Source organism: Type-A symbiont of Plautia stali, assembly GCF_059731155.1.
The window spans coordinates 1,979,359-2,002,434 of record NZ_AP035891.1 but is presented as its reverse complement, the minus strand read 5'-3'; the positions used below and the strand labels follow the sequence as shown (position 1 = coordinate 2,002,434).

Genomic DNA, 23,076 nt, shown 5'->3' with positions numbered 1-23,076 from the left:
ATGGCACCGCGCAGTCATATCGATGTATTGCCTCCATCGGTGCGTGAATGGCTCGACCGGGCGCTGACGGAGCGCAATTTCAGTGGCTACCGGGAGCTGGAGACCCTGCTGCGGGATAAAGGGTACAGCATCGGTCGGGCGCAGATTTCCCGCTACGGTCAGAAGGTGCAGCGCCGCTTTGCCGCCATTCGTGAAGCCACCGAGATGGCACGCGTCATTACCGAAGGGGCGGAAGACGACCAGGACAAGCGCTCGGAGGCGATTATCGCCACCATTCAGGCCGATATTCTGACGGCGCTCATCGACGTGCGTGAGGCCAGTGATGAAGAGATGGCGCCCGCAGAGCGTGCGTCGCTCCTGGCCAGGGTGGGCAAAAGCATTGCCACCCTGACCCGCTCGTCGGTCAGTCTCAAACGCTATCAGGCAGAGGTGCGCGATAAAATTGCCGCCCAGCTGGATGTGCTGGAGCTGGAAGTCAAAAACAACGACGGCCACGTCAGCCTGGAAACCGTGCAGCGTGTCCGTCAACAGATTTACGGGATCATCCAGTGAGCGCGGCACTGGAGCTTTACCCTTACCAGCAGCGCTGGCTGCTTGACCGGCCGCGCTTTAAAATCGGCCAGTTTGCGCGCCAGACCGGCAAAACCTTTACCACCACGCTGGAGCTGGTTGATGACTGTTTTGAGACCGAGGCCCGTGGCGGTCGCACCCGCTGGGTCATTCTCTCGCGCGGGGAACGCCAGGCCAAAGAGGCGATGGAAGAAGGGGTCAGAAAGCATTGTCAGGCGTACGGTCTGGCCATCCGTGAAATCGAAGGCAGCGTGAAAGGCTCGGGCAGCGAGCGTTACACCCTGCTGGAGGCAGTGCTGCCCGGCGGCTCACGCATTACCGCACTTCCCGCCAACCCCGATACGGCGCGCGGCTTTGCCGCCAATGTGTTTCTCGATGAATTTGCCTTTCATGCTGACAGCCGCAAAATCTGGGCCGCGCTGTTTCCGGTGATATCGAACGGCTACAGGCTGCGCGTCACCTCCACCCCCAATGGCAAGGGCAACAAGTTTTATGAGCTGATGACCGACCCGTCGCTGGACAGCGTCTGGTCACGCCATCGGGTCGACATTTACCAGGCGGTCAAAGACGGCCTGCCACGGGATGTAGCCGCCCTCAAACAGGCGCTCAATGATGAAGACGCCTGGGCGCAGGAATTTGAACTGCACTGGCTGGATGAAGCCGCCGCCTGGCTTTCCTATGACCTGATTGATGGCGTAGAGCACCCGCAGGCCGGCAAGCCTGAGCACTATAACGGCGGTCCCTGTTTTGTCGGGGTCGATATCGGTCTGCGCCATGACCTGTTTGTGATATGGGTGATTGAACAGGTGGGCGATGTGGTCTGGACACGCGACATCATTACCCGCAAGCGTGCCCCGTTTGCCGAGCAGGATGCGCTGCTCGATGCGGTCTTTGCCCACTACCGGGTACTGCGCTGCTGCATCGACCAGACTGGTCTCGGCGAAAAGCCCGTGGAGGATGCCAGACGCCGTCATGGTACCCATCGCGTCGAGGGGGTGCTGTTTACCGCCAGCAATAAACTCACGCTGGCCACGCGCGGTAAAGAGGTATTTGAAGACCGCCGCTTGCGACTGCCACAGGGCGATGGCGCGTTACGCGCCGATTTGCATAAACTGAAAAAAGTGATGAGTCCGACCGGTGCACCGCGTTTTGTGGCCGAGAGCGATGCCGCCGGGCACGCTGACCGTGCCTGGGCGCTGTTTTTAGCGCTCAGCGCCGCCGACCAGCCCCACGGCCCGGTGCGCGCTTACTCCTGTTGCCCGCGTCAGGCCTCATTGTTGCTGGAGGGATATTGATGATTATCGATAAAAAGCGTTGTTCAGTGACATTGCTACCCGCGCCCGCAGTCCGGCGGGCCTGGGACAACTGTTCGGCCATTTACCCAATCCCGACCCGATATTACGCGCCAGAGGCCAGGCGATTAGCGTCTACCGCCAGTTACGCGCTGAGCCGTTGGTGGGTAGCAGTATCCGGCGGCGTAAATCGGCGGTCAAATGCCTGGAGCGCGGACTGGAGCCGGGGCAGGCACCTGCGCCTGTGGTGCGCTTTATTGAACAGACCCTGGCGCAGTGGGACATAAACCGCCTCATCGGCGAACTGCTGGAGGCGGCCTTTTTGGCTATCAACCCGCCGAACTGAGCTGGGCAAAAGACGGGCGCCATCTGGTGATGACCGATGTGGTGGGCAAGCCGCCTGAGTTGTTTACCTTTGATACGGAGAATCGCCTGCGCTTTCAGGCCCCGCAGTCCGGCCTGGCGGGCGAGTTATTACCGCCGCGCAAATTTGTGGTGGCGACGCAAGACGCCACCTTTGATAACCCCTACGGCTTTCCCGACCTGTCAATGTGCTTCTGGCCGGTGACGTTCAAGAAAGCCGGCTGGTCGTTCTGGATGCGCTTTAGTGAGAAGTACGGCACCCCCTGGGTAGTGGGGTATCATCCGCGTAGCCAGGACCAGGCGCATATCAGCCCGCTGCTGCACTCCCTCGAGCAGATGGTGCAGGATGCGGTGGCGGTTATCCCGGATGACAGCAGCATTGAATTCAAGGAGCCCGCCACCAAAGGCGCGTGGAGCAGTCTGTATAAAGACCTGATTGAGATGGCCCGCAGTGAAATTACCATTGCGCTCCTGGGCCAGAACCAGACCACCGAAGCCGAAACCAATCACGCCTCCGCCCTGGCCGGGCTGGAAGTCGCCGCCGATATCCGCGACGGCGATGCGGTGATGGTGATGAGTGCGGTGAATCAGATACTCCGCTGGCTGGTTGAGCTGAACTTTGGTGATGTGCCGGTGCCAACGTGGCGACTGTGGGAGCAGGAGACCATCGATGAGGTGCAGGCCCCTAGCGTGACCAGAGTCTGGCGCAAACGGCAGGCTTTTTCAGCGCGCAATACTATCAGCGTGAATATGGCCTGCAACCCGGCGATTTGCTGATGGAAAGTGCGCCACACGCAACCTCTTCCGCCGCACCGCCGCTGACCTTTGCCGAGGACGAAACAAAGACCGCATCCGAGGCTCAGGCACAGCTTGACCGTGCCCTGGACAGCCTGATGAAAAACGGTACCCTGGACAACACTCTGCAACCGCTGCTGGCCCCGTTATTTGACGCGGTGCAATCCGGTGTGACTCCCCGCGAGCTGATAGCGCAGCTCAGCACACTGTATCCACAGATGCAGGCGGACGCACTCCAGGAGACCTTAGCCCGGGTGATGTTTGTTGCCAGCGTCTGGGGGAGGTTACATGCCGACACTCAATGATAACGCACTGACGGCGCTGTTTAGCCTGCCGCCCAAACGGGTCATTGCTTACCTGAAAGCCAAAGGTTTTACCTTTTCCTGGGACTGGCAGGATGTCTGGCAAGACGCCCATGCGCAGAGTGCGACGGTGGCCAAAGTGACGCGACTGGATATCCTGCAGGACATGTATCAGGCACTGAACACCTCGCTGGCTGAGGGGCAAACCGGGCAGTGGTTTGCCCAGGAATTAACCCCGGTACTGCAGGCCAGGGGATGGTGGGGGCAACAGGAGACCACTGACCCGGTCAGCGGTGAGCCGGTCACTGTACAACTGGGTAGTCCGCAGCGCCTTGAGACGATTTATCGCACCAATCTCACCACCCTGTACAACGCCGGGCGCTGGGCAGAAATGCGGGCGAATATCGCGGCGCGCCCCTACTGGATGTATGTGGCAGTACGGGATAACCGTACCCGCAGAAGCCATCTGGCGCTGCATGGCCGGGTATTTCATGCCGATGACCCGGTATGGCGCGCGCTCTATCCGCCCAATGGCTGGCGCTGTCGCTGCAGTGTGATAGCCCTGTCAGTGCGGGATGTCAACGCGCGTGGGCTAACAGTGGAAACGTCCGGTGACCGTCTGCGCTGGTCGTTGCAGGTGGTCTCGCGCAAAACCGGCGAAATGCGGCCAGTGGCCCAGCTGACACTCGACAATCATACGGTGTTTTCCCCGGATATCGGCTGGTCGTATAATCCCGGTGAAGGGTATCGACCGGACTTAACCCGCTATCAGGGGCCGTTACACACCCTGGCCGTTAACACCCTGGGGAGAGCGGAATGACCGCTACTATTCTGTCGGTTGAGATAACCGATAACGACCTGCAGCGAGGCGGGAACAAAGGGTAACGGCTGGCAACCGGCGCAAATCAGCACCCTGATGGAGGCCATCGATGACGGGGATATCCAGGTGACCAATACCACGCCAAGCGAAGGCGGCTCAGACGCTGAGGACGATGCGCATTTGCGGAGCCGTATTCGCCTGGCTCCGGCGTCCTTCAGTACCGCCGGTTCACGCGAAGCCTATCGTTTTCATGCCATGAGTGCCCATCCGGGGATTTGTGATGTGGCGGTGACCCGCCCGAAGCCGGGGACGGTTAACCTGTATCCGCTGCTGACCAGTGGGCTGCCGGACAAGACGATACTCAGCCTGGTAACGGCGCTGTGCTCGGAAGAGCGGGTACGCCCGCTGAATGATACGGTGCAGGTGCTGGCCCCTGAGAAAGTCGACTATGCGATTAGCGCGCAACTGACCTGTTATGCCAGCCAGCCGGGCGCGCCGGTACTGAAACAGGCGCGGCAGGCCGCCGAGCAGTATGTCGCCCGCCAGGCTAAACAGCTGGGTCGGGATATTGTGCCCAGCCAGATTATCGCCGCCCTGTCCGTCCCTGGCGTTTACCGGGTGCAGCTCAGTAGTTTCAAGACCCTTGAGCCGACGGTACTGGCCGCGCAGCAATGGGCGCATTGTAGCGACATTCAGTTAACCCTGGGCGCGGAGAGTGCTGATGACCGATAACAGCCTGTTACCGCCGCTGCTGGCGGCAGAGAAACATTTTCAGGCGCTGGCGGCACAGGCCGCTTGGTTACAGCAGATTGACCTGACGCCGCTGCTGGTTTACCTGCTGGATATGACCGAGGCGTCGGCCTTGCCCTGGCTGGCAGAGCAGCTGGCGTTAACCGGGGTCAATGGCTGGTCTCTGGCAGAATCGGATGATGCGCGCCGGGCGATGCTGAAATCAGCCATCACGCTGCATCGCTATAAGGGTACCCCCTGGTCGATTCGTGCCATGATACGGGCGCTGGGGTTTGGGGAGGTGACGATAACCGAAGGGGGAGCGGCCCTTAAACCGGAACAGGCGACAGCGTATCCCGATAGCGAGACGCTGGCGGCCTTTGCGCCGGCGCGTAGCGAACTGGTGGCGCTGGATTATACGGCAGTGCCGCTGCGCTATAACGCTCAGACGACCTACCACGGGCGCTATAATCAGGCAGCAGTTAATAGTATGCAAAAACACTTAATCAATAGACGAAAACAGACTACACTGTGACTAAAAAAACCGCCAAGATGGGATCCAGCCCGATGGAGAACGATGAAATGAGCTATTTAAAAGAAACGGCTGCCTGGGAAGAGGATATCTACCAGATAGAGACCTCCGACCCGGTATTGGGTGGGCCAGATGGCATCACCAACCGACCCGCGCGTGAACTGGCGAATCGCACCGCCTGGTTAAAGCAGCAATTAAAAGAGGCGGAAGCGGCGTTAACCGCACATACGCGCTCGAGAAACCACCCGGATGCGAGCGTAAGTGAAAAGGGTTTCGTCAAGCTCAGCAACGCCAATCAGAGCAGCAGTGAAACGGAAGCGGCGACCCCGAAAGCGGTAAAAATTGTCAATGACAGGCTGAACGCGGTGATCGACAGTGCACCCTCAACATTAGACACACTGAATAAACTGGCAAAAGCCATCGACAATAACCCTAAATTTGCTGAAAAACTCAATCAGCTTCTTGAGCAGAAGTTATCAAAAAATGACAACGGCGCCGACATCCCGGACAAAAATCAATTTATAAAAAACCTTGGTTTAACGGAAACGGTAGATTGTGCAAAAAATGCACTGGATAAACGGACTGGCGGAACGGTCAATGGCGACATTCTTTCACAGGGTGGCCAAATCGGAATGAAGGGGGATAACAGTAAGCCTTTTATTCTCGCGAATGCTGATGGCAACGTGCGCGCCTATATCTGGAAAGATAAGGGCGGTGATGGAATACACATCAATAACGGTATTGACGGCGGCGGCGATTATATTTTTCATAAAGATGGCGGTTTTCGTGCCCCTTCTTCCGTGTATGCCGGAGCTGCAAGGATAGCCGCTGACGGCAATATCTACGGTAGCATGTGGGGCAATCAGTGGCTGGACGCTTACCTGGAAAAGACCTTCCAGCCTAAAGGGGCCTACGGCAAAGCGAATACAGCGAAGCTCGGGGTCAATGGATGGTTTAAATGCGGGGACACGGGATTAATTATTCAGTGGGCAAGATATGGAAAAGATAAAAGGGAAGGAACCTATGATTTCCCGTTGCCCATGAAATTTCCCAGCGCGGGATTGTTCTGTATCGGCTATGTTGCTTCTGCGATAAATTTTCATGCAGATCGTCAATCACAGTCAGCCCATCTGGTCGATAACGGGATCGTCAGGGTGACGGTGGATAACAGCCTTGAAACCGTGGTTCTGGCGATTGGTTTCTGAAGGAGGTCTGGCCAGTCGATATCCGTGGCTGCGCTGAGATCGATACGATTAAGCAGCACGCGGTATTTTTTCCAGGACAGCAGTAACGCTTTTTCGGCATCCGTTGCCATATCGAGGTCTACGGCGTCCTGAAGAGGTGCAATGGCGGCGGTAGCAATCTGCATCAGCGAGGATTTTCGCTTCTCTGCTGCTGATATCAGATCTTCTTTTGTTGGTGGTGGTATATCTCCCCATGCTGGAAAACCATCCGTACCAACTATACGCTGCTTACCTTTGGGAGACAGATTGCCTGCAAATTCCAGCCAGACATCATCACCGACTTCAACGGTATCTTTGGGAAAGCTGCCTGCCCTGATATAGTCCTGTTTTAATTCTTCAGGGAAAAAAGCATTTTCACCCGGACTGTAGTAATACATGATTAATATCCTATTGCTATCCTGGCTGTAGCCAGGTTGTAGTCAGTTGTAACCTTGATATGCGCCTTATCGACTAATCCGGCAGAGTGTGAACATAGATCTTCACCCATCCCTATAGCTTCAGCAACCCAGCCCAGCGCCCACAGACCTTCATTTGGAAACGGAAGGGGCAGCGGAAGGATTTTCCTGTCAAAGTTTTCGCTATCAGTTTTACCCCACTGGATAATCAATCCCGTGTCCCCGCATTTAAACCATCCATTGACCCCGAGCTTCGCTGTATTCGCTTTGCCGTAGGCCCCTTTGGGCTGGAAGGTCTTTTTCAGGTAAGCGTCCAGCCACTGATTGCCCCACATGCTACCGTAGATATTGCCGTCAGAGGCTATCCTTGCGGCTCCGGCATATATGGAAGAAGGGGCACGAAAACCGCCATCTTTATGAAAAATATAATCGCCGCCGCCGTCATTGCCATTGTTTAGCCGAACGCCATCACCGCCCTTGTCTTTGTAGAGCCACATGCGAACGCTATCATCCTGATTATGAATACCCAGATGCTTGCGGCCATCCCCCTTCAGGGTGATCTGGCCCCCCTGTGACATAATGTCACCATTGACCGTTCCGCCAGTCCGTTTATCCAGTGCATTTTTTGCACAATCTACCGTTTCCGTTAAACCAAGGTTTTCTTAAATCGGGAATTTAGCTAATATTTTGCCCAAAACCAGCGATGACAAGGCTTTCGGAGGGAGGATTAGGGGCTAAAATGGCAAAAATTGGCTATATGAGGGTGTCAAAAAATGACCAAAACACCGATTTACAGCAAAAATCCTTGATTTGTGCAAATTGCGAACAGATTTTTGAGGATAAAATCAGTGGAAAAACAGACCAGAGACCCGGATTAAAACGCGCGTTAAACTGCCTGAAATCGGGGGATACTCTGGTGGTCTGGAAGCTCGACAGGCTGGGTCGCAGCATTAAACATTTGATTACTTTAATATCCAATCTGGAAGATGAAGGTATTCATTTTCATAGTTTGACGGATGCCATTGATACCTCTACGTCCGCAGGCCGTTTTTTCTTTCATGTGATGAGCGCGTTAGCACAAATGGAGCGCGAACTGATTGTTGAGCGTACTCAGGCTGGTTTAGCTGCAGCGAGAAGCAGAGGACGTATTGGCGGCAGACCTCAGTCGCTATCTTTTGCACAGCAACAGGAAGCTCAAAAATTATTGGCGAATGGTCATAGCAGAAAACAGCTTGCATTACTGTATGATGTTTCATTGACCAGCATCTACAAATATTGTCCCGTTGATCGTACCACTCGAACAGGCCAAAGTGCCTCCGATGAAAAATGACAGTGTAATTTCGTTGCACTGATGGAAACAAAAGTAGCCTGTCATTTATCGCACGTTTTGGCTTCAAATATCGCACGCCGCATCAACAGTATCGGTTTTTTGACGCGAATTTATATCACGGTAAGACATGTGATTTGGTCATTACGCAACCCTTAGGTCAGCCACCGACAAACGTCACTGCACAGGGCGGAGATGCTGATCTGTGCGCCGTCGCTATCGATGCTGTAAAACAGGCGATAGATGCCAACACCTTTTCCATGCGGCCTGCGTATCTGAAAGAAAATATACCGGTGCGTTTTGCGCCCTGACTGACTTTTTCCTTATCAGACCGTTGCTGCATAAGCGTAACCATAGGTACAAAGTTCGCCGTTTAACCCCTGTATATCACGCCGTCAGCCTGGCCAGGCTATGCTCAGCATCACTGACATAACACTTATCTTTATGGAGATTTACGGCGATGAAAAAACAGTGGATTGCGGCCCTGGCAGCGGAAGGCCTTCTTTTAGTCGTTAGCGCCCAGGCAGAGGCAAAAGGGTGCCTGAAAGGCGCCGTCGCTGGCGGCGTGGCAGGTCATCTGGTTCATCATGGCGTTGCCGGTGCGGCAGCTGGCTGCGCGGTGGGCCACCACATGGCCGCCAAAAAACAGAAAGAGGCGGAACAAAAGCAACAGTAAACCGCTGGTGGCTGGTCACGTAAAACTGGTGTCACGCTCTTTCATCGAACCAGTACTGAAACCCCCGCTATTGCATCAGGCATCATGTCGCGTGCGCGTTCCATAATCAGGGTCTCCGCAGAGCGTAGTCCGTTTTGCGGGTGCGAGGCCTCACACAGTGCCAGAGCCAGGTCTGAAGCATCAAGCATCGCTAGGTTGACCCCTACGCCAACCGGTGGCATCAGGTGAGCGGCATCGCCAATCAGCGTGATGCCCGGACGCGGTGCTCAGCCAAAATCGGCGGGCAGGCTGTAAATCGGGCGCCTGACATAGTCACCAGTGGCGTTCACCACCGATTGCAGGGAAGCGGCCCAGTCGCGGTAGCTGTCGCGCACCCAGGCGGTGAGGCCTGGAGGAGGCTATGTGTTGATCGATGACATCAGGGGCGCGCTTCATTGCCGCATACACGCAAATCCTCCCGCCGCCGTTGCGTTGCGTGACCAGCGCTTGCGCACCGCCAAAGCTGAAAGCGGTCCCGTTGCCGGCAATGCCGTTGATTTGGTCGGAAGGGTGATCTATCCAGCCTTCAAAAAAGGTAATGCCGGTATAAACCGGACGTACCGGTGTCAGGTAACGGCGGACCCGCGACCAGGCACCGTCTGCACCAATCACAATATCTGCTTCGTAGCGCCTGCCGTTTCTGAACACCAGCCCGTGCGCTTTTTGCAGGCCATAGTCAACGTAATGCAGTTTGTGATCCCACTGCAGGGTCTGGGTAACAGGGCGCTCAGCAGCAGGCTTTTCAACTCACCGCGATCGATTTCCGGTTTATCCATTTCACCTTCCGGCGTGAATCTGTCGACCTCAATGTCTCCGGTAGGGTAATTCAGCATCCGGCTTTCCTGATCCTCATGCCTGGCGATGTTGATGAACTGCTCGAGCAGGCCCGCTCTGCGCAGCGCCGCCTGGCCGCTGTCAGCATGCAAATCAAGTTAGCCGCCCTGACTCTGCGCAGAATCCGCGGCTCATCCTCAAACACCGTCACGTTAAAACCGTGGCGCTGGAGAATCACGGCCGCCGTGAGGCCTGCCGGGCTGCCGCCCACAATAGCGATAGTCAGTTTGTCCGACATGTCTCTTCCTCCCCGATGTGAAAGTGGATACTGTATAATCACAAAGTTGATATATCAACTACGCGACGGGATAAATAATGGGCAACACAGAAATTTCAGACGCAGAGTGGCGGGCATGGCGCGGATGTCGCCGGCTTGCCGAAATAATCACCGGACGCATTGTCAGGGAGATCAATGAGGCGACCGGGTTGTCCGGCCCGGATTTCATGATCCTGATGGAAATCAACCGGAGTCCGCAGGGCGTACTGCTGCAGCGTGAGCTGCTGGAATACCTTGAGTGGGACAAGTCGCGGCTATCGCACCAGCTTTCACGTATGGCCGCCCGGGATCTGGTACAGCGCAGCCGCGCTACTCGCGCAAGGATTTCAGTCCGCATGACCGAGGCAGGGAGCCAGCTGCTTGCTACAGCGCGGCCGATACATGCCGCAGGCGTGCGGCGAAATTTCCTCGATTTGCTGACGCCGGAAGACATCGAAGGGCTGATCGCTATCACCGGGCGGTTACGGCAGTCTGCCAGCGGTTTTATCGAATAACTCCCGGTCGGTCAGGTTCAGACACTCCTTCTGCAACCTGCACAATCGCGGAAGCCGTTGACGGGACCCTGTGAAAGAGTAATTAAAACAGGGGTTTGTATTTTTCGCGCTGTCAGGCTGTTGACAGCCTCTTCGGGCTAGCTCTAAATTGAGCAGTCGCTCTAATTTTGAGCCTGGTCCTGCCACTGATGGTGAAAACAATGTTACTGAGAGCATCCTCCCGTTTCTGGCGTTATCTGATGAAGAACCTTCGGACGTATGCTGCAATTCTGCTTGCAGGCGGGTTATCCACCGTGAATATGGCCAGTGCTACAGTCACCCATGTCGCTATCTATCGCGGTGGTGCGGGTTGTCCGGGCTGCTCCGAAATGGTCCGTAAATCGCTGGAACAGAGCGGTCTGCCGCTGGACATCGCTTATGTCGGAGAGAAGGAAAAAATAAAGGTCACGGAGGATAATCTCGCCACCTTTGATGTGTACATCCAGCCCGGAGGCGGGCAGGACATCCCCGGCGCCTTTACTGCGCTGGGCGACGAAGGGGCTGAGGCAATACGCAAATTTGTCCGCAATGGAAAAAGCTTTCTCGGATTGTGCATGGGCGCGTATCTGGCCGATGAAAACTGGCTGGGGCTGATCCCCTCATCGCTGGACTCTGAAGTCATGCGTAAGGGGACTAACATACCCGACGAGGGCGATTACGTTGTCGATGTTGTCTGGCAGGGGAAAACCGAAAAATTTTATTATCAGGATGGTCCTTACCTGAATGCCGAAGACGCGCACGGCTTTGTCGCTCTGGCGCGCTATGCCAACGGTGATATCGCCCTGGCAAAATATACTTACGGCAAAGGCACGGTGCTCCTGAGCGGGCCGCATCCGGAAGCGGATGAAACCTGGATGCTACCGGAGAAAAACAACCCGGCCTACACCTCAGCCGGCAGCAAGATGGCCAGACTGTTTAATGATTTAAAGCCCGGGAGGTAAGCGGCTATGTGGAAAAATCCCTGCTAGCGACAAAGTTTCTGCAAGGCGGCCATTATCTCAAGAAAAAAATGTGTCCGCTTATCCGCAGAGTAGTTAAGAATTAGCGCGCTTGAGTAACCGTCAATCAGGGCGTGAAGATTACGCGCCACCTCGTCTTTACCTGCTTCGCTGAGGTGGCCAAATGCTTGGCCTGATAAGCCCTGACGGATGATCGCCGTCCACGTCTGCGTGCTGGAGAGCAGCAGCTGCTCATATTGCTTATCCCTTGCCGCCAGCGGCCACAACTCGAGGTAGATTAACCAGTGAGAAGCCGGCCCGTCTGGCAGGAGATAATCCACCAGCGCACGAAAAAAGGCGTCATGCTGTGAATTATCCATCTTTTCACTCTCTACAGAGAAAGCAACAACGTCCTCATCCAGCATGAAAGCAATAGAGTCCAGCATCAGCGCATCCCAGTTTTTGAAGTAGTGGTAGATATGGCTGCGGGATATGCCCAGCGTATTGGTCAGATCGCGGGTTGAAACATTGTTGAAGCCGCGCTCCCGAAAAAGCTGCAGCGCCGCGAGAATGATATTTTTTTTAACCGTTTCTTTTTTCACGTTCTACCTTAAAGGCCAGACACCGTTGTGCTGAACGTTGATTCAGCAACCTGTCACCGGACCGGCCTTTCTGCGTTACGCCTCAGCGTGTTTCTCTTTAACCAGCCAGCGTACCTTAGCAGAAAATTTTCCCCCTGTCGGGGGCGGGATTTCAGCAGGCCAGCTATGGTTTGACCGTAGTGCGAGGGCGCGGCTATGGCGCAAACATGCACTGTGCAGTCATGGCGGTGCAGGATTATTTTATTCACTCGCCATCCGGCAAAAATCGTGACCGGCCTCACACTTTCTCGTTTCTGACTATACTCAAACCTCCTTTTTATCCCGTCATTGACCAGGTCTTGAATCACCCATGGACGATAGCAAGCAAAATCCTTCGCAGTCTCAATCAGACGATGGCAGCGGCCTGACGTTTACTGTTCAGCAGCGCCTGTTTTTTGTGGTGTTAGTCGCCACGATGGGCGCGCTCGCGTTTGGCTACGACACCGGCATTATTTCCGGCGCGCTGCCCTACATGACGCTGCCCGCCGCGCAGGGCGGTCTCGATCTCACGCCATTTACTTGAAGGGCTGGTGACCTCTGCGCTCACCTTTGGCTCCGCGCTCGGCGCGTTCATCAGTGGTTATGTCTCGGACCGCTTTGGACGCCGTATCACGTTACGCAGCCTTGCCCTGTTGTTCATTGCCGGGGCGTTAGGCACCACGGTTGCGCCGAATCTGGAAATCATGGTAGTGATGCGCTTTATTCTGGGTTTCGCGGTGGGCGGGGGATCGTCAACGGGTCCGGTCTTTATCGCTGAAATTGCCGGGCCTAAGCGCCGGGCACCGCTGGTCAGCAGCAACGAACTGATGAGTGTATCAGGGCAACTGCTGGCTTATGTCGTCAGCGCCGCCATGAGTTTGTTACTGCACGATCCGGGCATGTGGCGCTATATGCTGTCGCTGGCCATGATCCCCGGCATTCTGCTGTTTATTGGCACCTTTTTTGTCCCGGCCTCACCGCACTGGATGGTGGCGGAAGGGCGCTTTAATGAGGCGCTGCGTATCCTGCGCAAACTGCGGGAAAATCCGCGCGAAATTAAAAAAGAGATGGCAGAGATGCGGCAGAATGCCCGCGAAGCCCGTCAGGGACCACCCGCGCGCAAACTGTTAAAAGAAAAATGGATTGTTCGTCTGCTGCTGCTGGGCTGCGGCATGGGCATTGTCGCGCAGTTTACCGGCGTGAACGCCTTCATGTATTACACGCCAGTCATTCTGAAAAGTACCGGGCTGGGCACCAGTGCTTCCATTGCGGCAACCATCGGCAACGGTGTGGTATCGGTACTGGCCACCTTTGCCGGCATTAAAGCCATCAGTCATTTTGACCGGCGCCCGATGCTGATGACCGGGCTGTCGGTGGTTATTGCGATGCAGCTGGCGCTGTGGGGGGCGGTGCTGGTCCTCATGCAACAAAGCCTGCTGGCACTGGCGTGTATTCTGGTGTTCCTGTTCTTTATGCAGATGTGTATTTCCCCGGTTTACTGGCTGCTGATGTCGGAGTTATTTCCGATGAAAGTTCGCGGGGTATTAACCGGTTCAGCGGTAGCGTTTCAGTGGATATGCAACGCCGTGGTGGCGCTGGCGTTTCCGCCTTTGCTGTCGCTGGTCGGTAATAAGGCGCTCTTTATCTTTGCCGCAATCAATGTGGCTTCCCTGGTGTTTATTGCGGTGATGTTGCCGGAAACCCGGGGGAAATCGCTGGAAGAAATTGAATCTCACATGCGCGAGCATTTTGGTGAGCCTGCGGATCAAGCCGCGTCATCAACCTGAATCATCGTCATTCTGAGGCAGGTTGCGCCAGCGCCTGCCGACAGAAACCTTGCTGTTTCGCCAAGATGATGCAGTGCATGGGTAATGTCCTGAAGTGTCAGGTGCTGGTCCGGCTTAAGAAGGCGCGCCACAACCGTTCCAATAACGGCGTAAATATCTTCGGCGGTAGTGTCATCGCTCAAATGACCTCCATCCGTTGGTGTATAAGCATACAGTATAGCAGAAACAACAGCGTCAGGCGCGGCAGATTGTCAGGCAGCGATCAGTGAAGCTTGCCGGAAAAAGAAAAATGCCCGGCAGTGAACGCCTCTTTCTTCACCGCACTCATCTCCATTTCCCGTCTGACGTCCTCAATGACACGCAGCACAGCACGAATGCGGTCACTGTCTGTTTCGCGGTCAAGCATCGCCTGCAGCCTGTCGTTAAGGGCCGCCCAGCTTATGGCGACGTTATCATCGAGTAACGCCGTTACGGCTTCTCCAATGATGATATCCGCCATTTTATCGTCAAAATTGTTTTTCATCAGTCTGTCCGGCTGCGGTTAGGGCAACGAGCTTACCACAGGAATCTCAACCGGACACATTGAGCACATCAAACTCCGGTAAAAGATGCCGAACGCGGGTTATCGGCGCAATGATCAGCATATTGAGTTGCCGGCGTTTCAAAGAGGATGACATTTGCATTCGCGCCGGCCATCACGGCGCTACTTTCTGACTGGTTCCGCGGCTTCAGCGCGCCCGCTGACTTCTGAAGCCGCCTGATCCAGACGATAAAGTAAGGTGTCGCCGCGTTCGCAGTAACGCGCCGGCCAGATCATCGCACCGTTACCGTCCTCCACGTACTTCACACCCAGTCCCTCCACCACAGCCCATGGCTGCGCCAGCGCACTGCGGTACCGAAGTAACTCGCGCGCCATGGAGATCGCCTCCGGTTCGTTCTCCTCCGGATGGCTGGATATAAACTGCAGTCGGGCATCGCTCAGCATTGTCTTCTCCTGTGAGCCTAAGGTTTTTCTCTTCAGACGTTCTGCGTCGTCAGGCTTAACCGCTTTCAGATCGCCTCGCGACTCTCAGGCCATGCCACGGCGCCGCCCTCAGGCGTAAACAGGCTGCCCTGGAAATCGATGATCCCGGCCGCCTCCAGCCACATCCACTCCTCGGGACGCTCAATACCGGCAGCAATGACGTTGATTTCCAGCGCCGAACAACAGCGGATGACGGCCTGCATCACCGCCTGCTTCGGGCCGCTACGATGAATATCACGTACAATATTCGCGCCGATACGTACCCGGTCAGGCTGGACGTGCGCCAGTAAAGAGAGACCGGCCGATCCGTCGCCAAAGTTATCAATTGAAAGGCTGATGCCTGCCTCTTTCAGCTGTCTGACCGCCGTGGAAAAATCTTCGAGCCGGGAGATGACTTCCGTTTCGCTCACGCCAAGAATGATTTGCTGCGGCACCAGCTCTGCCTGCACGATGGCGCTGACCAGCTGACTTACCGCATCGGGAAGATAAACCAGCGTCATCGGCAGGATACTGATATACAGCGTCATGCCATCGGGACAGGCCTGGCCGGCTTTATGCCGTGCGTCTGTCACCACGTTGAGGTCATGAGTGTAACGCTCATGTTCCTCTAGTCCGGCGGGTTGCGCGTGCGGAATCGCCTCAATGGCCGTCACTTCACGGCCGAGGGGATCAACCACAGGTCGGAAAGTGACGCCACTGGCCGGCGCGGGGGATTGCCCTTCTGCAGGGATGAAATCCCAGAAATCAGCTGGCAGCACTTCAAAGTAGTTCTCTTTTTCACGCGCTTCGACAAAGGTTCTGAGGAACTGTAGCCCACGATCGTCATAGGTCAGCTGATATTTCGACGTGCCACGATCAAGCACCGCCTGCAGCACACTGCCGCTGTTGTGATTACGCAAATCGAACAGCTCCATGCCGGCATTACCGAAACGCCGCGAAGGAGAGTAGTCACGCATCAGCGCGACCACATTGTGATGACGCCGGTCGGCACAGATGCGGGCGTAAATTGCCAGAACGCCTTGCTCCGGCCCTTCCAGAATTTGAAAAAAGTGCGTGCCGTTAAACAGCAGGATGCCGGTAACATGATGCGCAGCATTGAGCAGACTCGCTTTTGCCACCATCTCCGGCAGGATATTGACGGGAACATCTTCAGAGATGTGGCTGCGGTAAATTATTGTTGTAAGCATTATACGCTCCAGATTGTCGCGATTGTCCTCTGACACCTTAGCAGCATGGGTTAAATTGTGAAACGTCCGGGCTGAGCGGTGCCGTTTGCTGGCCAGCCCGTATGCAGTGGCTGATTTAACCCGGTAAAAGGGTGAAGGCGGGAGGGAAAGGTCAATAAAGGCGCAGACAGCGTTGCGTGCGTGACAGCCTGGCGGCCGCGCTGAAAAGGCAAGCGGCGCTTTAAAGCGCCGCTCCGTACGATCCTGCCAGTGAGCGGTAGCGGCCCGTCAGCAGGTCTTTAGCTGTTGTACCGCTGTTTATCCTACACGCGGGTTTTACCCTCTTCGATAAACTCTTCGTCGGTCTCTTCGACGTTTTCCCGGTTGTCGCGGCCGGAGAGCAGATTCCAGCAGGCGATGAACAGTGCAGCGATCAATGGACCAATCACGAAGCCGTTGATGCCGTACACTTCCATGCCGCCCAGCGTGGCAATCAGGATCAGGTAATCCGGCATTTTGGTATCTTTGCCGACGAGCAGCGGACGCAGGATGTTATCTACCAGCCCGACCACGATTACGAAGAAGCCCACCAGGAACAGGCCTTTCCACAGCGCACCGGTGGCGAAGAAGAAGATGGCCGCTGGCACCCAGACGATGGCCGAGCCGACTGCCGGAATCAGCGACAGGAAAGCCATCAGCGCGCACTACAGCAGGCTGCCGTCGATGTCGGTGATCCAGAAGGCGAAGCCACCAAGCCCCCCCTGAACCACGGCCACCACCACCGTGCCCTTGACCGTAGCGCGGGATACGGCGGCAAATTTCATCAGCAGATGGTGCTTAACATAGGTGGAGAGCGGCAGCGCTTCGAGAATCAGCCCGACCAGCCAGGCGCCGTCTTTCAACAGGAAAAACAGCAGATAAATCATCACGCCGAAGCCCACGGTGAAGGTAAAGGTACCTTTACCGATCAGGAACACGCTGCCCGCCATGTATTGTCCGCCCTTCAGCGCAAAGCTGGAGAGTTTTTGCTGAATCTGTGCGGCATTATTCAGATTGTGATCCGCCAGCCAGGTTTGTGCCCACTCCGGCAGATGCTGCAGCAGCTAGGCAAACACCGTCGGGAATTGCGCGGAATTGGTTTGCAGCTTGGTGTACACTGTATTGATCTCGACCACCAGCGAGGAGGTGATGATCGCCAGCGGCGTGAACACGATCAGGCAGATAATCAGTAAGGTCACAAAAGAGGCGAGCCCGTTACGGTCGCCCATTTTGCGCCGCAGCAGTGACTTCAGTGGCGCAAAGATTACCGCCAGAATCGCCGCCCACAAAATGGCGGAGAAATAGGGCGCCAGCACATCAAAAAAGGCGACCGTGACAATCGCCAGAATCACAATAAAGAAACCGATATTTAACCCTTTAACATGCATGCAAAAGCCTCGCAGATAAACGTAGCGAATGAACTATAGAACGGCTTTTGCGGAATGTAATGTTTTTAGCGCGCAAGGCAAGGCGTGCAGAATGAAAAGCTGTCCCAATTTGTCCGCCCGATGTCCGATCTCAGGCTGGCGCGCCGGGGCAGCGGCGGCGATGATAGCCCTGAACCCTGACAGGAGAGTGCTATGCTGGAATTACGTCCGAACTGTGAATGCTGCGATAAAGATCTGCCGCCGGCCTCGCCTGATGCGCGCATCTGCTCGTTTGAGTGCACGTTTTGTGTCGACTGTGCTGAAGGCGTGCTGGCGCAGCGCTGCCCAAACTGCGCGGGTGAGCTGGTACGGCGACCGATACGTCCGGCGCAGGCGCTGCTGCGCCATCCGGCTGCGACCCAGCGATATCCTGTTTCTGCGCCACCTCGCTAAATTCGCCAGCACAATTGGATTAATAGCCGACGCATAATTATTGTGCGCCACCTTGCTGGTTATTTAACCTTACGCTTCAGGTTAGCGTTATACTAATCACGCACATCGATTAATTTCCGGGACAGCAATATGGGGCTCGTTATAAATGAAATGTGCCGACCAGATATTTTGCCGGTCGGCTTAAATGGCGTCATAACTGAAAAATGACAAGGTCTGATTTTTGTTGTTTAAATTCAATTAATTATGATTTGATGTCGATGTTTTATACGGGCTGGCTATATTTCTAAACTCCAGCTGGTCAGAGCCCGGACCTTATTTCCTTTCACGTTATTTACGTTTGGTGGTTATTTTCGTTGCCATGAAGATTTTTACGGTTTTTTCCGAAAATAGAAGTTTTCTGAAAGTATTTTGCCCGGATGAATGTTATTCTTTCCGGGCAATGCTAGTGATGTGGCGTTGTGTGCTTCAGTTTTACCCTCTTTTTAGCAGGGTCTCCCCGCTTTATGCTTTTTATGGAAATAGCATTGTCCGCCCGATCCCCGCGATCGGGTTTTCTTTATTCCCGCTGAATTAGCTGCTTATTTTCCTGCCAGCACTTATCGTGCCACGCCACCATAAAGTCTCCACAATCGTTAAGAAAGCGCTAACCTGGCGTAATGTATTGTAAGTCGCCGATTTTTAAGACTTTTGGAAATGCTGTTTTAGCTGTGTTTAGGCAATAGTAAGCCTCAACGGCGCGCAGACTGCCGTTATCCCTAGAGGTAACACCATGAAAAAAACAACACTCACGATTATTGCGTCATTTATTGCATGCAGCACACTGTTTTCCAGCGTCTCCTGGGCCGACGGTCCCGGTGACCATCGCTGGGACCCGCACGGCGGCGACCGCCACCAAGATCGCGGCCCGGGTTCCGATCATCATGACCATCGCGATTTTGGCCACGACCGCGGACCGGGCCCGGATCGTCGCGACCACTATGCTGACCACCGTATGCCGGAAGGACATCGCGGCGGCGATCGCTTTGCCTGGCGCGGTCATGATTTTCGCCGTGGTTATCCGGCACCGCCGGAGTTTCGCGGTCCACACTATCGCGTCGACGACTGGCGGGCACGCGGTTTGTATGAGCCGCCGCGCGGCGAGAACTGGGCCTTTATCGACGGAAATTATGTGTTAGTGGTGGCCGCGACCGGCATTATCACCGCCATTTTGCTGAATAACGCATTTAACTAATCCTGCCCCACGGATGGCGACGGCCATCCGTGTTTCTCTCCGCTTTCACCGCTCACCAGGTTATTCTCTGGACAACCCGTTTTTCCTTTCAACGCGTTAAGGAGTCATGATGACCATGGTAAAAATGGTGGCGGTGGATATGGACGGCACCTTTCTCGACGATAAAAAACAGTACAACCGGGCACTTTTTCAGGCCTGCTATCAGGAGATGAAGCGGCGCGGCATCAAATTTGTGGTCGCCAGCGGTAATCAGTATTACCAGCTCAAATCCTTCTTTCCCGACATTGCCAGTGAGATCGCCTTTGTCGCCGAAAATGGCGCGTGGATCCTCGATAGGGATGAGGAGCTGTTCTGCGGCGCGTTCTCCCGCGAGGATGTCAATGCCGTGCTCGATACCCTGCAGCGCGGTAACTATCCCAACCTGAAATATATCCTCTGCGGCCGTAACAGTGCTTATCACTTCAACACCATGGATGAGCAGTGGCTGGCCAAAATGCGTCACTACTGCCATCGTCTCAAGGCGATCGATAGCCTCGCTGACGTGGGCGATGACCGGCTGTTCAAATTTGCGCTGAATCTGTCCGATGATTATGTCAGATATTCTGATGGCTGATATTGAGCGTCTGCATCAGGGCGCGGCGGCGACGACCTCCAGCGGGCACGGCTCGGTGGATTTGATTGTGCCCGGCTTGCACAAAGCCAACGGTCTGCGCCTGCTGCTGCAGCGCTGGGACATCAGCAGCGATGAGGGGCTGGCGTTTGGCGACGGCGGCAACGATCTGGAGATGCTGGTGCAGTTGCGCTTCAGCTTTGCCATGCAGAATGCGCCGCAGCGGGTCAAAGAGGCTGCGCGCTACGGTGCACCGTCCAATAATCAGGAAGGCGTGCTGCAGGTGATTGAGCAGATGCTGGCGGGGGAAGGGCCGTTTGCTGGCTGAATAAGCAACGGGCAGCATGCGCTGCCCGAAAGGCTCAGGCGACGCGCCACGCGGCGGTAATCATCTCCGTGAGCGTGGCGGGATCATAATTGACCCAGCCGTTTTTGCTGTTGGCGAGCGCCACAATCTAGTCGACCTCTTCCGCGGCGAGGGTTGGTCCTTCCAGCCAGAACGGCACGATAGCCTCCTGCTGTAGCTAGGCTTTCAGCGCCAGCGCCGGCGGTGTTGTTTCATCGGGCAGCAGGCGTTCAGCCAGCGCCGCCATCAGCCGCTGCTGTTCGGGGTGCGCGCTCTCCGCCAGCACATCCAGGAACGGGAACAGCAAACGACCGCAGACTTCGCCGTGATGGAACGGTTTAATCGCCCCCGCTCCCCGGCAATACCGTGGATCACCCCCAAACCCGAGCTGCTCAGGCTGACGCCGCCGAGCCATGATGCCATCATCATCGCTTCACGTGCCGCATCGCCGCGGCTGTCGTCGTGATTGAGGTACGGCCATGCCTGCATGAACAGTTGCAGCCCGTTGAGCGCGTTTTGCTGACTGAACAGATTGCCCTTGCGTGACAGATAAGCCTCGAACAGATGGGTAAAGGCATCAATGGCTCAGGTGGCCAGCACGCGATCCGGCGCTCCTTTTAGCAGATCGGGATCGAGAATCGCCACCTGCGGCACAAACACCGGATGGCGCAGCGAGGCCTTCACCTTAATGTGCTGCTGATCGGTCACCACCGCATTCTGCGTGACCTCGCTGCCGGTGCCGGCGGTGGTAGGAATGGCGATCAGCGGCAGCGTGACCGCCTGTACCGGCGTATCGCCCACTTTCTCGAGGTAGCGCGCGATATTCAGCGGATGCTGCATCATGGCGCTAAAGGCTTTTGCCGCATCCAGCACGCTGCCGCCGCCGATGGCGACAACGCGATCGACGTGTCCACGTCAGCGCGTCACCCAGCCATCGATTTCGTCTGGCGAGGCCTCATGGCTGACAATTTCATAGCCCAGAATGTGATCGTTCAGCGTCGCGCCCAGACGTGCCCACGCCGGACTGTTGATAAATGAGCGGCCGCAGAACAGCAGTGTGGGCTGCGGATTCGCCGCCAGCAGCGGAACCAGGCGGTCGATGCTGCCACGGCCAAACAGGGTTTGTTGATTACTATACAGCTCAATCAGATTCTCACTCACCTGCAGATCCTTATCGGTTGGCATAAAACAGGTAGTGTAACCAAAAGCCACGCCGCTGCCGGGACAAACATTCTGATAACTCCCCGACAAAAAGTTGATCACCTTCGCAAAACAGAAATTCACCCGCTGCACTAGGTGCTTTCCCGTCAATGTTACCCTTAACATGATACCGCTAACAGGATGTCGTATTCTGAAACATCTGGCACTGATAACCCCTTTGTCCCATTACAACAAACCGCTGCCGGTAATACGCCGAGCGCAAAAGTGGAGAAAAATTATGCCATTACTCTATGTGGCAATTGGCGTGGCGTTACTGCTGCTGCTGATGATTCGTTTCAAACTTAACGGCTTCATCGCGCTGATTCTGGTGGCACTGGCGGTGGGCATGATGCAGGGCATGCCGGTCAATAAAGTGATTGGATCGATCAAAACCGGCGTCGGCGGTACCCTGGGCAGCCTGGCGCTGATCATGGGCTTTGGCGCAATGCTGGGGAAACTGCTGGCCGACTGCGGCGGTGCGCAGCGTATCGCCACCACGCTAATCGAAAAATTCGGCCAGAAGCACATTCTGTGGGCGCTGGTGCTGACTGGCTTCACCGTGGGTTTCGCGCTGTTTTATGAAGTCGGGTTCGTGCTGATGCTGCCCGCTGGTATTCAGTATTGCCGCGTCGGCGCGCGTGCCGCTGCTGTATGTCGGCGTGCCAATGACGGCCGCCTTATCCGTGACGCACGGTTTTCTGCCACCGCATCCGGGCCCGACCGCGATCGCCACGTTGTTTAATGCCGACATGGGTAAAACCCTGCTGTACGGTACGCTGCTGGGTATCCCGACGGTGATTCTGGTCGGGCCGGTGTATGCGCGTTTTCTGAAAGGCATTGGTAAGCCGATTCCGGAAGGGCTGTGGAACCCGAAAACTTTCAGCGAAGCGGAGATGCCGGGTTTTGGCGTTAGCGTGTGGACGGCGCTGGTGCCGGTGATCCTGATGGCGCTGCGTGCCGTGGCAGAAATGCTGCTGCCGAAAGGCCATGTGCTGCTGCCGTACGCGGAATTTTTTGGCGATCCGATCATGGCGACGCTGATTGCGGTGCTGATTGCCATCTTCACCTTTGGCCTTAACCGTGGCCGCAGCATGGATGAGGTGATGGGAACCATCACAGACTCGATCAAAATCATCGCCATGATGCTGTTGATCATCGGCGGCGGCGGCGCCTTCAAACAGGTGCTGGTGGACAGCGGCGTGGACAAATACATCGCCGGCATGATGCATGAAACCAACGTCTCGCCGATCTTTATGGCGTGGTCAATTGCGGCGGTGCTGCGTATTGTGCTGGGGTCAGCCACCGTCGCGGCGATTACCGCCGGCGGCATTGTGGCACCGCTGATTGCCACCAGCGGCGCCAGCCCGGAGCTGATGGTCATTGCCGTAGGTTTCGGCAGTGTCATCTTCTCGCACGTCAATGATCCGGGCTTCTGGCTGTTCAAGGAGTACTTCAACCTGACCATCGGTGAAACTATCCGCTCGTGGTCGGCGCTGGAAACTATCATCTCAGTGTGCGGTCTGCTGGGCTGTTTGCTGTTGTCCGCTGCGCTGTAACAGGCTGAGGC

24 protein-coding genes and 6 pseudogenes are annotated in these 23,076 nt (G+C 55.8%); 17 read left to right on the top strand and 13 right to left on the bottom strand.

What is annotated here, in order from left to right; translation table 11 throughout:
* The 7 genes and pseudogenes from AC6I8M_RS10700 to AC6I8M_RS10670 all read left to right on the top strand — a co-directional run bounded on the left by AC6I8M_RS10700 (position 1) and on the right by AC6I8M_RS10670 (position 6,608).
* Complete coding sequence (locus AC6I8M_RS10700) at positions 1-552, top strand: DUF3486 family protein (protein ID WP_022547924.1); 552 nt, start codon at positions 1-3, stop codon at positions 550-552.
* Positions 549-1,865, top strand: a complete 1,317-nt coding sequence (locus AC6I8M_RS10695; RefSeq protein WP_498013464.1) for a phage terminase large subunit family protein — start codon at positions 549-551, stop codon at positions 1,863-1,865. The genes AC6I8M_RS10700 and AC6I8M_RS10695 overlap by 4 nt, the downstream gene beginning before the upstream one ends.
* Before the next feature lie 13 nt (positions 1,866-1,878).
* Positions 1,879-3,325, top strand: a pseudogene (locus AC6I8M_RS10690) (phage portal protein family protein); the annotation flags it as partial.
* Positions 3,309-4,142 carry a phage head morphogenesis protein gene (locus AC6I8M_RS10685; RefSeq protein WP_498013463.1) on the top strand — a complete coding sequence of 278 codons (834 nt, stop codon included), beginning with the start codon at positions 3,309-3,311 and terminating at the stop codon, positions 4,140-4,142. The pseudogene AC6I8M_RS10690 and the gene AC6I8M_RS10685, both read left to right, overlap by 17 nt.
* A gap of 96 nt (positions 4,143-4,238) precedes the next feature.
* Positions 4,239-4,874 carry a baseplate assembly protein gene (locus AC6I8M_RS10680; RefSeq protein WP_022547399.1) on the top strand — a complete coding sequence of 212 codons (636 nt, stop codon included), beginning with the start codon at positions 4,239-4,241 and terminating at the stop codon, positions 4,872-4,874.
* Positions 4,864-5,406: a phage tail protein I gene (locus AC6I8M_RS10675; RefSeq protein ID WP_022548472.1), complete on the top strand. Its 543-nt coding sequence runs from the start codon at positions 4,864-4,866 to the stop codon at positions 5,404-5,406. The genes AC6I8M_RS10680 and AC6I8M_RS10675 overlap by 11 nt, the downstream gene beginning before the upstream one ends.
* A gap of 47 nt (positions 5,407-5,453) precedes the next feature.
* Positions 5,454-6,608: a tail fiber protein gene (locus tag AC6I8M_RS10670; RefSeq protein ID WP_498013807.1), complete on the top strand. Its 1,155-nt coding sequence runs from the start codon at positions 5,454-5,456 to the stop codon at positions 6,606-6,608.
* Here AC6I8M_RS10670 and AC6I8M_RS10665 read toward each other — a convergent pair.
* On the bottom strand, positions 6,515-7,024 hold the full coding sequence (locus AC6I8M_RS10665; RefSeq protein WP_022548508.1) for a tail fiber assembly protein: 510 nt from the start codon (positions 7,022-7,024) through the stop codon (positions 6,515-6,517). The two genes, AC6I8M_RS10670 and AC6I8M_RS10665, sit on opposite strands and share 94 nt — an antisense overlap.
* Before the next feature lie 2 nt (positions 7,025-7,026).
* On the bottom strand, positions 7,027-7,620 hold the full coding sequence (locus AC6I8M_RS10660) for a tail fiber protein (protein ID WP_022547402.1): 594 nt from the start codon (positions 7,618-7,620) through the stop codon (positions 7,027-7,029).
* 161 nt (positions 7,621-7,781) lie between these two features.
* Here AC6I8M_RS10660 and AC6I8M_RS10655 point away from each other — a divergent pair, with 161 nt between their 5' ends.
* The 3 genes from AC6I8M_RS10655 (at position 7,782) to AC6I8M_RS10645 (ending at position 9,045) form a co-directional block, all read left to right on the top strand.
* A complete protein-coding gene (locus AC6I8M_RS10655; RefSeq protein ID WP_498013689.1) occupies positions 7,782-8,372 on the top strand; it encodes a recombinase family protein in 591 nt (196 codons plus the stop codon).
* Between the two features lie 38 nt (positions 8,373-8,410).
* Positions 8,411-8,680, top strand: a complete 270-nt coding sequence (locus tag AC6I8M_RS10650) for a cell envelope integrity TolA C-terminal domain-containing protein (protein ID WP_498013806.1) — start codon at positions 8,411-8,413, stop codon at positions 8,678-8,680.
* 149 nt (positions 8,681-8,829) lie between these two features.
* On the top strand, positions 8,830-9,045 hold the full coding sequence (locus AC6I8M_RS10645; protein ID WP_022547406.1) for a hypothetical protein: 216 nt from the start codon (positions 8,830-8,832) through the stop codon (positions 9,043-9,045).
* A 41-nt stretch (positions 9,046-9,086) separates the two neighbouring features.
* Here AC6I8M_RS10645 and AC6I8M_RS10640 read toward each other — a convergent pair whose 3' ends face one another.
* The 4 genes from AC6I8M_RS10640 to AC6I8M_RS10625 all read right to left on the bottom strand — a co-directional run bounded on the left by AC6I8M_RS10640 (position 9,087) and on the right by AC6I8M_RS10625 (position 10,156).
* A complete protein-coding gene (locus AC6I8M_RS10640; protein ID WP_022547407.1) occupies positions 9,087-9,266 on the bottom strand; it encodes a hypothetical protein in 180 nt (59 codons plus the stop codon).
* Between the two features lie 91 nt (positions 9,267-9,357).
* Complete coding sequence (locus AC6I8M_RS10635) at positions 9,358-9,696, bottom strand: hypothetical protein (RefSeq protein ID WP_022547408.1); 339 nt, start codon at positions 9,694-9,696, stop codon at positions 9,358-9,360.
* Entirely contained in the window at positions 9,693-10,010 is a 318-nt protein-coding gene (locus tag AC6I8M_RS10630) for a hypothetical protein (protein ID WP_022547409.1), read from the bottom strand. Before AC6I8M_RS10630 ends, AC6I8M_RS10635 begins: the two co-directional genes overlap by 4 nt.
* Complete coding sequence (locus AC6I8M_RS10625; protein ID WP_318285221.1) at positions 9,911-10,156, bottom strand: NAD(P)-binding protein; 246 nt, start codon at positions 10,154-10,156, stop codon at positions 9,911-9,913. Before AC6I8M_RS10625 ends, AC6I8M_RS10630 begins: the two co-directional genes overlap by 100 nt.
* 77 nt (positions 10,157-10,233) lie before the next feature.
* On the opposite strand from AC6I8M_RS10625, the gene AC6I8M_RS10620 reads away from it, so the two are divergent.
* Positions 10,234-10,689 (top strand): MarR family winged helix-turn-helix transcriptional regulator, encoded by a 456-nt coding sequence (locus tag AC6I8M_RS10620; protein WP_010615642.1) that lies wholly within the window; start codon positions 10,234-10,236, stop codon positions 10,687-10,689.
* A gap of 299 nt (positions 10,690-10,988) precedes the next feature.
* Entirely contained in the window at positions 10,989-11,669 is a 681-nt protein-coding gene (locus AC6I8M_RS10615; RefSeq protein ID WP_318285223.1) for a BPL-N domain-containing protein, read from the top strand.
* A gap of 23 nt (positions 11,670-11,692) precedes the next feature.
* On the opposite strand, the gene AC6I8M_RS10610 is transcribed toward AC6I8M_RS10615, so the two are convergent.
* Positions 11,693-12,268 carry a TetR/AcrR family transcriptional regulator gene (locus tag AC6I8M_RS10610; RefSeq protein ID WP_498013782.1) on the bottom strand — a complete coding sequence of 192 codons (576 nt, stop codon included), beginning with the start codon at positions 12,266-12,268 and terminating at the stop codon, positions 11,693-11,695.
* Positions 12,269-12,617: 349 nt separating this feature from the next.
* Between AC6I8M_RS10610 and AC6I8M_RS10605 the strand changes: the two are divergent.
* Positions 12,618-14,073, top strand: a pseudogene (locus tag AC6I8M_RS10605) (sugar porter family MFS transporter).
* On the opposite strand, the gene AC6I8M_RS10600 reads toward AC6I8M_RS10605, so the two are convergent.
* From AC6I8M_RS10600 to AC6I8M_RS10580, 5 genes and pseudogenes are all read right to left on the bottom strand, one after another.
* Positions 14,052-14,255: a hypothetical protein gene (locus AC6I8M_RS10600; protein WP_022547412.1), complete on the bottom strand. Its 204-nt coding sequence runs from the start codon at positions 14,253-14,255 to the stop codon at positions 14,052-14,054. The pseudogene AC6I8M_RS10605 and the gene AC6I8M_RS10600 sit on opposite strands and share 22 nt — an antisense overlap.
* Before the next feature lie 80 nt (positions 14,256-14,335).
* Positions 14,336-14,596 (bottom strand): hypothetical protein, encoded by a 261-nt coding sequence (locus tag AC6I8M_RS10595; RefSeq protein ID WP_021508609.1) that lies wholly within the window; start codon positions 14,594-14,596, stop codon positions 14,336-14,338.
* Positions 14,597-14,776: 180 nt separating this feature from the next.
* Positions 14,777-15,058, bottom strand: coding sequence for a hypothetical protein (locus tag AC6I8M_RS10590; protein WP_010615637.1), 282 nt, complete (start codon positions 15,056-15,058; stop codon positions 14,777-14,779).
* 65 nt (positions 15,059-15,123) lie between these two features.
* Complete coding sequence (locus AC6I8M_RS10585) at positions 15,124-16,284, bottom strand: diguanylate phosphodiesterase (protein ID WP_010615636.1); 1,161 nt, start codon at positions 16,282-16,284, stop codon at positions 15,124-15,126.
* A gap of 302 nt (positions 16,285-16,586) precedes the next feature.
* Positions 16,587-17,690 (bottom strand): annotated as a pseudogene (locus tag AC6I8M_RS10580) (AI-2E family transporter).
* Positions 17,691-17,882: 192 nt separating this feature from the next.
* Here AC6I8M_RS10580 and AC6I8M_RS10575 point away from each other — a divergent pair.
* The 3 genes and pseudogenes from AC6I8M_RS10575 to AC6I8M_RS10565 all read left to right on the top strand — a co-directional run bounded on the left by AC6I8M_RS10575 (position 17,883) and on the right by AC6I8M_RS10565 (position 20,291).
* The gene (locus AC6I8M_RS10575) at positions 17,883-18,122 is read left to right on the top strand and encodes a DUF1272 domain-containing protein (protein WP_010615634.1); all 240 of its coding nucleotides are present in this window, start codon (positions 17,883-17,885) and stop codon (positions 18,120-18,122) included.
* A 769-nt stretch (positions 18,123-18,891) separates the two neighbouring features.
* Positions 18,892-19,353 carry an RcnB family protein gene (locus tag AC6I8M_RS10570; protein WP_010615633.1) on the top strand — a complete coding sequence of 154 codons (462 nt, stop codon included), beginning with the start codon at positions 18,892-18,894 and terminating at the stop codon, positions 19,351-19,353.
* 109 nt (positions 19,354-19,462) lie between these two features.
* Positions 19,463-20,291: pseudogene (locus AC6I8M_RS10565) on the top strand (Cof-type HAD-IIB family hydrolase).
* Between the two features lie 34 nt (positions 20,292-20,325).
* Here AC6I8M_RS10565 and AC6I8M_RS10560 read toward each other — a convergent pair.
* Positions 20,326-21,470, bottom strand: a pseudogene (locus AC6I8M_RS10560) (iron-containing alcohol dehydrogenase).
* Between the two features lie 277 nt (positions 21,471-21,747).
* Between AC6I8M_RS10560 and gntT the strand changes: the two are divergent.
* Positions 21,748-23,065: pseudogene (gene gntT / locus AC6I8M_RS10555) on the top strand (gluconate transporter).
* The last annotated feature ends 11 nt before the right edge of the window (positions 23,066-23,076 follow it).

Bases quoted from the DNA above. Each gene is read 5' to 3' on its own strand.
- AC6I8M_RS10590 (WP_010615637.1), bottom strand. From the start codon at position 15,058: ATGCTGAGCGATGCCCGACTGCAGTTTATATCCAGCCATCCGGAGGAG.
- AC6I8M_RS10680 (WP_022547399.1), top strand. From the start codon at position 4,239: ATGGAGGCCATCGATGACGGGGATATCCAGGTGACCAATACCACGCCA.
- AC6I8M_RS10625 (WP_318285221.1), bottom strand. From the start codon at position 10,156: ATGTCGGACAAACTGACTATCGCTATTGTGGGCGGCAGCCCGGCAGGC.
- AC6I8M_RS10660 (WP_022547402.1), bottom strand. From the start codon at position 7,620: ATGTCACAGGGGGGCCAGATCACCCTGAAGGGGGATGGCCGCAAGCAT.
- AC6I8M_RS10655 (WP_498013689.1), top strand. From the start codon at position 7,782: ATGGCAAAAATTGGCTATATGAGGGTGTCAAAAAATGACCAAAACACC.
- AC6I8M_RS10570 (WP_010615633.1), top strand. From the start codon at position 18,892: ATGAAAAAAACAACACTCACGATTATTGCGTCATTTATTGCATGCAGC.
- AC6I8M_RS10675 (WP_022548472.1), top strand. From the start codon at position 4,864: ATGACCGATAACAGCCTGTTACCGCCGCTGCTGGCGGCAGAGAAACAT.
- AC6I8M_RS10585 (WP_010615636.1), bottom strand. From the start codon at position 16,284: ATGCTTACAACAATAATTTACCGCAGCCACATCTCTGAAGATGTTCCC.
- AC6I8M_RS10640 (WP_022547407.1), bottom strand. From the start codon at position 9,266: ATGCCACCGGTTGGCGTAGGGGTCAACCTAGCGATGCTTGATGCTTCA.
- AC6I8M_RS10665 (WP_022548508.1), bottom strand. From the start codon at position 7,024: ATGTATTACTACAGTCCGGGTGAAAATGCTTTTTTCCCTGAAGAATTA.
- AC6I8M_RS10595 (WP_021508609.1), bottom strand. From the start codon at position 14,596: ATGAAAAACAATTTTGACGATAAAATGGCGGATATCATCATTGGAGAA.
- AC6I8M_RS10575 (WP_010615634.1), top strand. From the start codon at position 17,883: ATGCTGGAATTACGTCCGAACTGTGAATGCTGCGATAAAGATCTGCCG.
- AC6I8M_RS10645 (WP_022547406.1), top strand. From the start codon at position 8,830: ATGAAAAAACAGTGGATTGCGGCCCTGGCAGCGGAAGGCCTTCTTTTA.
- AC6I8M_RS10670 (WP_498013807.1), top strand. From the start codon at position 5,454: ATGAGCTATTTAAAAGAAACGGCTGCCTGGGAAGAGGATATCTACCAG.
- AC6I8M_RS10620 (WP_010615642.1), top strand. From the start codon at position 10,234: ATGGGCAACACAGAAATTTCAGACGCAGAGTGGCGGGCATGGCGCGGA.
- AC6I8M_RS10700 (WP_022547924.1), top strand. From the start codon at position 1: ATGGCACCGCGCAGTCATATCGATGTATTGCCTCCATCGGTGCGTGAA.
- AC6I8M_RS10615 (WP_318285223.1), top strand. From the start codon at position 10,989: ATGGCCAGTGCTACAGTCACCCATGTCGCTATCTATCGCGGTGGTGCG.
- AC6I8M_RS10685 (WP_498013463.1), top strand. From the start codon at position 3,309: ATGCCGACACTCAATGATAACGCACTGACGGCGCTGTTTAGCCTGCCG.